6 protein-coding genes are annotated in these 7,221 nt (G+C 50.7%); 5 read left to right on the top strand and 1 reads right to left on the bottom strand.

Going from position 1 to position 7,221, the window contains the following annotated elements; all coding sequences use genetic code 11:
• Positions 1 to 229 precede the first annotated feature (229 nt).
• The 4 genes from BM114_RS13840 to BM114_RS13855 all read left to right on the top strand — a co-directional run bounded on the left by BM114_RS13840 (position 230) and on the right by BM114_RS13855 (position 4,981).
• A complete protein-coding gene (locus BM114_RS13840) occupies positions 230 to 2,353 on the top strand; it encodes a thiol-activated cytolysin family protein (RefSeq protein WP_092114303.1) in 2,124 nt (707 codons plus the stop codon).
• 33 nt (positions 2,354 to 2,386) lie between these two features.
• Positions 2,387 to 3,778, top strand: a complete 1,392-nt coding sequence (locus tag BM114_RS13845) for a methyl-accepting chemotaxis protein (RefSeq protein WP_255406547.1) — start codon at positions 2,387 to 2,389, stop codon at positions 3,776 to 3,778.
• 166 nt (positions 3,779 to 3,944) lie between these two features.
• Positions 3,945 to 4,433 (top strand): hypothetical protein, encoded by a 489-nt coding sequence (locus BM114_RS13850; RefSeq protein WP_092114305.1) that lies wholly within the window; start codon positions 3,945 to 3,947, stop codon positions 4,431 to 4,433.
• A 95-nt stretch (positions 4,434 to 4,528) separates the two neighbouring features.
• Positions 4,529 to 4,981 carry an HU family DNA-binding protein gene (locus BM114_RS13855; RefSeq protein ID WP_092114307.1) on the top strand — a complete coding sequence of 151 codons (453 nt, stop codon included), beginning with the start codon at positions 4,529 to 4,531 and terminating at the stop codon, positions 4,979 to 4,981.
• 154 nt (positions 4,982 to 5,135) lie between these two features.
• Here BM114_RS13855 and BM114_RS13860 read toward each other — a convergent pair whose 3' ends face one another.
• Complete coding sequence (locus BM114_RS13860) at positions 5,136 to 6,170, bottom strand: Fic family protein (RefSeq protein WP_092114309.1); 1,035 nt, start codon at positions 6,168 to 6,170, stop codon at positions 5,136 to 5,138.
• A gap of 299 nt (positions 6,171 to 6,469) precedes the next feature.
• Here BM114_RS13860 and BM114_RS13865 point away from each other — a divergent pair.
• On the top strand, positions 6,470 to 7,221 hold a 752-nt coding region (locus BM114_RS13865; RefSeq protein WP_143089355.1), incomplete at its 3' end, for a DUF4099 domain-containing protein.

Here is a 7,221-nt window from a genome sequence, read left to right on the forward strand (position 1 = left end):
CTCTCCGAGCGTCGCCTCACACGCGTGGTGGAAGTTCTCGTCAAGGAAGGCTTCGCCCTCGAAGACCTGCATCCCACGACAGCCATCGGCGAGCAACAAAGCAAGCCATCAGCCGAAGGGCGCAGGGTAACGATAACAGTAGAATAAGTTCAAATGAATTTAAGAATAAAAGAACAATCACTTGAAACCTCGCAATAGTAATGTGTATTAAGGTTAATTGCATAAAAACATGGCTAATACTCAACCGATTGTAGCTGTCAAGAACATAACAGTTACTGGAAAAACGAAGAACAGCATTTCCATTCGCTGGAACAAGGCTACTGACAGGGAAAGCCCTCAAAGTCAGTTACTCTACACTGTTACATGGTGCGTAGCACCTTACGTATGGGACAATAAAATCCGTAAGATTGGTGAAAGGAAGTTCGACAATTCCTCCTACACCATCACAGGGCTCAAGCCCAACACTACATACGAAATTATCGTATATGTGAGAGACCCGCACGGATTCGAGAACACCTATGCCCGCGCCAAAGTTACCACCCTGCCTGATGCAGTGCCCAACACAGCGCCTTACATTCCGAACAAGGTGGTAGTGGTCAACAGAATAAATGCCAACAGCATCGAATTGTCATGGCAGAAGGCTACCGACAGGGAAACCGCCCAGAAGGACCTTCGCTATGTACTGACGTGGGCACCGGGACCGACATACGCCAGCAGGAAACAGGGGCCTTATCTTAAGGATGCAACCAGCTATAAGATAACGGGCTTGTTCCCCAACACCAGTTATCGTATTACAGTCTGGGTGTACGACGGGCAGAAATTCTCGCAATACAATAATTTACATGTCACCACCGCAAACTCTGTAGGCAGCAATACCGATGAACAGAGGCGCAAGGAAATCAACTCCGGACTGGCAGGCATAGCCTACCATCCTGTCGATTTGATAAACAACGACATGTATAATGACAAGACGCAATATCCTGACGCATTTGAAAGCCTGCCCGACAGGGACTTCGCCTTCATCTTGGACAAGAAAGAAGATTCCTTCAAAGAGCGGGAAATCTATGTGCGCGGAAGCGGATACGAGAATATCTATCCGGGAGCGATACTCATGGTAGACGACATGATAACAAGCGGTTCGCCCAATCCTTTGGGCAGGATTCCAAGAAGCAAGATTTCCATTTACGGCGACTTCCTCGCAGGCGGTAATCCGTCGCAGAGCAACATTAGTCCTACCAATGCTGATGTAAGAGAAGCTAAGAACAAGATTATGTGGACCCTACTCAATTCAGGCTACGAGGCTCCGGGCGTACAACGCATCAGGACGAAAATCCATACAAGCGAACAGAGTCTGAAGATGGATTTGGCAGTCGATGCCTCTTTTGCAGGGTGCAGCGTGAATGTAAAGGCCAAAACATCTTCTTCCGAGCAGTCGTTTGTGCAGGCCACCACGTTAGATCAGGATTACTTCACTATCAAGTTGAAGGACAACTGGAAACAAGACCCATCTTCTCTGTTCGCCAATAGCGTAACTTGGCAACAACTCAGCAGTGAGCTGAGGGGAAAGGCTATAGCCATCGTGACCTCGGTAACCTACGGCAGAACATTCAGCTACATGAAAGAATACTCGGCAAAGAAGTTCAATTTCGACTCTTCACAGAAGGTTTCCGGATACGGACAAAAGGCAGAGGGAAGCCAGTCGCTTGCCGAATCGTCGAGCTACACCAACGAAGAGATCTTTAACCTCGGAGGAACGGGCTTGCCTATATCTGTTCTGAGAAGCAAGCGCAGTCAGGCGGAACTGGAAAAAGCCATGAGCGACAACATGAAATTCGGCCCCAGTAATCAGGGCGTTGTGATGAAATATACCATCCAGCTTATTACCGGTGCTTATCCTGGAAAGGTTGTCAAGCCCCTCTACAGCGGAACGCAATATCAGATCGGTTACACTCGGTGTCCAAGAAGAATATCCGCAAAAATCAATGTTAAAAACGTTAGGATAGCGGATGGGCATGTGAAAGTGCAGCTCGACGTGCAGTGCTTCCGTGTAGTAAACGGGCATCCCGTTATCTTCAAGATCGTAAACGGCAGCAGTTCGAGTAGAGTGCAGGATCCGTGGTGGTATAAATTCCAGAATAGCATGACCCGAGAGTACGGCGACTTGAATAAGGGAGAGTATATATACAAAGACCCTCTGTTGCGTATAAGAAGCCGGTTCAGTCGCGTTGACGGCTGGGATGCCCAAGACCAGCGACGACTTAATCATGGGGAAATAGAGACCGGAGCTATGGAAGTCGTGCTGCGAGGCAGCGTCTTCGGAGCCATAAGAATCGCTGACGTAAAGAATCTGTAAGCATTAATGTAAAACTATAAAAATGATAACAATATGAAACGAATTAAATTCATGCTGCTTGCCATCGCCATGCTGTTGGCAGCACCTGCGTTCCTCACCTCATGTCAGGAAGACGCACCCGAAATCAACTACACGATGAACGTGTCGGTAATCAACGACTTCACCAAGGTGGTGGAGGCCATCAACAACGGCTCGCTCAAAAACGAGCAGGCCATTGCGAAACTCACCGAGGCCATCGACAAGATGAACGCCGACCAGCAGACCAAGCTGCAGGCCATCATTGACGTGCTCAACTCCGTGAACGCCACGCTCGACACCAAGCTCGCAGCCATCGAGGCGGCGATGAAGGCGCAGACGCTCACCCTTGAGAGCAAGCTCGCCCTCTTGGAAACGGCTATCAAAAACCAGACCATCAAACAGGAGGAAATGGCAGACAAACTCGTCACCGCCATCAACAACCTCAGCGGCAGTTCTGATACGAAGATTGATGCCATAGCGGAGGCTATCAACAGTCTGAGCACTGCGCTCCAGAGCAAGCTCGCCCTCATCGAGGCGGCTATCAAGGCGCAGACCCTCTCGATGGAAGCCAAGCTCGACCTGCTCGAACAGGCCATCAAGGCAATGCCCGACTACACCTCACAGCTCGCGGCCATCAAGACGGCCATCGAGACCCTCCCAGATTACAGTGACAAGATTGACGCCCTCGTGACCGCCATCAAGGCTATGCCCGATTACTCTGACAAGTTCGACGCCGTGGTTGCTGCCCTCAACGCGATGAAAACGCAGGTGGAAACTCTCGGTACAGGACAAACGGCCATCGCCGAAAAAATTGGCGAAGTTACTGCTGCAATCAACAGCCTCATCGCCTCCGTGAACAGCGGCAACACCAGCGCGGCGGAAGCCCTCGCACAGATTATCCAAAAACTGGAGGAACTCAAGGCTGCCATAGAAGGCGGTGGTGACAGCACCCCTGACTTTACCGGCACCGTTACTCTCGACGGCGTGCCAATGCCGATAATCGATGCAGGAATAGATGAAGACGAATTTAATGAAGGCAACTACGATATAGTTCTCTTTGTGTCGGAAAATAGGGGAGTTAAAATAATGGCAAACAAGGTTTACCACGACGGCAATACCATCGACCTGACGAAGAAAGAGCCTACACACGACGACGGGTGGTATTGGAGCGTCGAATGCTATAATCCTACTTTAATCTTCGATACTTATGGAGAACCCGGGACTCCATATCCAGTCTTCATGAGCGGCACGCTCTATGTGAAATCCCTTGACAGCGAAGACGGCAAGCCTGTCTTCGAAATCGTACTGGAGAACGGCAAGGTAAAGGGTGAAGGAGAGTATGGAGACGGCAAGGAGCACACCATCAGCCTGAACTTCAAAGGCAGTATGAGATTTGATGACTATTAATAATAGCCCATTCATTCTTTAGGAACAAAGAGAAGAGTCAAACGATCTCATCCTATGGAGTGTATCAGACGTCAAAGAGCGTAGGAAGTTTCTCCTCTCGCCGCTTTTGAGGGCGAGAGGAGAATAACAAAAAAACAATATGTTTCATCCTTAAAATCAAGAAGAAATGGAAACGAAGAACATCAACAGGCGCCCCCGGCCAATGGTCGTAAACAAGAAAGCGGTGGAGAACATCGGAACGGACACCGTGCGCAACTTCTCACGCTACAACAGCGCCACGAGGAACGCCATCGGCAGGCGTATCATCGAAATGGCGGGCGAGGTGGCTCGCCCCGGTGCCGGTGGAGTATATAGTTTCGACCCCGACCACGGCTGCGGTTCAGTGCCCATCAGGGTGAAGTGGCGCGACAGGTTCAAGGACATCATCATCGTTGTTGTCGGCGGCGGAATCATCATCATACACATCTTCCCCCCGATACCCCGACCGAAGCCCAACCCCGTAGCCGACCTGAAGGAACTCAACGGCGCGGAGTTCACCCCCGGCGTGAAGTACGGCGACATGCGGACAATCGACATCAGGAGAGACGGCAAGCCGATAGGCGAAATCCGAATCATCGCCGAGCCCCTGCGCATGGAAGGAATCAGCCGTGGATAAGACCCCACTCGTGGGGTACGATGATACCCCACGAGTGGGGTGCAGGGGACAGTATTTAGACATCAAAAACAATAACCCATTAAACAACAGAAAAGATGATAGAATTTGAAGTAAAATCAAGAGTGATGAACATCGGCAAGCGCAAGGGGCAGACCCTCTACTACGCATCGCCGAAGAGTAACCAACGGCTTACGAACAAGATGGTGGTGGATCGCATCGTGCGCGAGACCTCGCTCTCTGCCGGCGACGTCTCCAACGCCCTCATCTCGCTCGGCGCCATCGTGCGCGACGCCCTGCTGATGGGAGCCAGCGTGGACCTTGCCGACCTCGGCTCGTTCCGCGTCATCGCCCCTCCCACGATGGTGGACAACGAAATCGACGTTACCGCCGCCACGCTCAAAACCCCGAAAATCGTCTTCACGCCCAAGATGCAGATGCGCGACTCGGCAAAGAGCGTGGAACTGGTGGTAGACAACCCCAAGCGACGCGCACAGCAGCAGGGTTCGCAGGGCGAAAATGGCAGCGGCGAGGATGACCTCAACCCATAGCAGGATGGCGTGGAACTCACCTGAAGAAATATAATGTAAAGCGAATGAATAATGACAAGCTGTCTCCGTAAACGCAGTAACGCCCTTACTCGTTTACGGAGATTTTTTGTGCTTTTTGGCAATGGCATTGATGAACGCAATGCCCAAAGTTTCTCTAAAAGTATTCTCTGACGGCAAACTCAAACTGGTCGATGAAGATTTGCTTAAAGGCATGGAGGCTGTTCTGCTCGTAGAAGATGAGCATGGCTTTCTTGTAGTCAATGGAATCGACCGAACGGAAACTCAGCGGACAATAACCATAGGCTATGAGCATGGCATTGGCGGAGATGCGGGCCGTGCGCTTGTTGCCGTCGGAGAAAGCCTGTATATACGATAACAGCACAAGAGCCAAGAGTGCCTTCTCGAAGACATCCTCCCGACTGTTGATCAAGTCGCAGGTGTCGTGCATGGCCTCACGAATCTGGAATTCATTGTCGAGCGGACGATAGTTTGTGCCCGTAATGCCCACACGGCGATGCCGGATACCGCTATCAACGGCGAGTTCCTTGGTAAGCAACCGGTGAATGTCTTCAATGTGGCTGACGGTAAGGTGCTGCAGATAGTCGGGATTGTCGAGGATAAAGCGCAGAGCGTCCTTATGGTTCAGCAACATCACGGCTTCTTCCTTTGTTTTTCCGTCGGCAGTTTTGCTTTCGCGGAGCAAACGCTCGGTTTCGAGCAGCGAGTAGGTGTTGCCCTCTATCTGCGATGACTTCCAACTGAGGTCAATGCCCAACCGTTCCATCTCCTTGCGATACTCATTTTCGGTCAGTTCGCCGACATGGCTGCGAAACTCGGCCTGCAGTGCTGCCAGCCTCGCTTTTTCTTCCTCTGTGAAGAGTGCAACAGCCGGCAGTTGCTCACGAATCAAATTGAAATTGAAAGATGTCTGCACCTGACGCTTGTCCACTTCCAAGGCAAAGTAGGTGTCGAGATCGAACGGCATCAGCAGATGGGCTTGGTTTGAAAGCCGATAACGTGTGGCACGCGCCTTCCCCTCGACAACAATCTCGCCACGCTGTATGGCAGCGGCAATAAGTCGCTTCATGGTTGCATCGCTGCCGTCGAAGGCAATGCCGCTGGCAATCTCATCGCGTGAAGACAGCGGATGATAGTGCAGAAACTGTAGAATTTCTCTTGGTGTATCCATACCTACAAACTTAATCGGTGCAAATATAATGATAATTATTCGATAATCGGCTCATTATGTGCTGATAAATAAAGACAAATTGCGTTTTCTTGAGCCGATTCTATGAAAATGACCGCATCTGAAGTTCTCTTGTCTCATCTCTCTCCAAATCCACACCGTGGATTCTACGTATCAAACCGATACTTAGATTTCCTTTTTCTTCCCTGTGTTTCCCACCTTTTCCGAAAATTTTCCACATTATTTATATACCTATATTTTTGCTGCTTGATAACGATTTATTCACTCAATGACAAATGATTATGGAATCAAACAGCAATGACAACTATGTGCTGGTCGTGGAAGACCGCACGGAAGTGAAGAACGAAAAGGAAGCCGGAAAACTCTCCGTAGTTTCAGGTATTGACGACAAGGGCAACCTCAAGACCACCGAAGCCACCGCAGCCAACCAAGCGGCGTTTCTGAAGTTCAACAGCAAGGAGGGACTCTTGGAGAACTTCATGAAGAATTTCCTCCGTCAGTTCAACGAGCCTACCCGTTTCGGACTGTACAAGGTCGTGGCAAGCAATGTGGAACAGGGCATGGACAACCTGCGTACCCTGCTCCAAAGCCGTGAGAAGCCCGAAAGCAAGCAGCAGCTGGCAGAGATTGGCGTACCCTTTGAGGACTATCTGCCACAGCAGAAGAACACCACCGCCATCGACCCGGAGAAAGTGGACTGGAAGCAACTCGACCGCCTCGGACTTTCCCGTGAGCAGTTGGAGCAGAGCGGAGAACTCACAAATATGCTCAACTGGCAGAAAAGCAATCTCGTTACGATTGCCATCCCGATGGGCGATACCACCATCTACACCGATGCACGCCTTGCCTTCCGCACGGACGGCGAGGGCAACATCGGACTGGCTATCCATCCTTTGAGGAAGGAGCCGCAGCTCGATTTTCCCTATATGGGCTACAAGTTCTCGCCCGAAGAGAAGGAGCAGCTACTCACTACAGGCAACCTCGGCAAGACCATAGAGGTAACACCCAAGAACGGAGAGCCTTTTGCCGCCTA

It is taken from the genome of Prevotella sp. KH2C16 (genome assembly GCF_900113305.1).
GTDB lineage: Bacteria > Bacteroidota > Bacteroidia > Bacteroidales > Bacteroidaceae > Prevotella.

Bases quoted from the DNA above. Each gene is read 5' to 3' on its own strand.
- BM114_RS13845 (WP_255406547.1), top strand. From the start codon at position 2,387: ATGAAACGAATTAAATTCATGCTGCTTGCCATCGCCATGCTGTTGGCA.
- BM114_RS13840 (WP_092114303.1), top strand. From the start codon at position 230: ATGGCTAATACTCAACCGATTGTAGCTGTCAAGAACATAACAGTTACT.
- BM114_RS13855 (WP_092114307.1), top strand. From the start codon at position 4,529: ATGATAGAATTTGAAGTAAAATCAAGAGTGATGAACATCGGCAAGCGC.
- BM114_RS13850 (WP_092114305.1), top strand. From the start codon at position 3,945: ATGGAAACGAAGAACATCAACAGGCGCCCCCGGCCAATGGTCGTAAAC.
- BM114_RS13860 (WP_092114309.1), bottom strand. From the start codon at position 6,170: ATGGATACACCAAGAGAAATTCTACAGTTTCTGCACTATCATCCGCTG.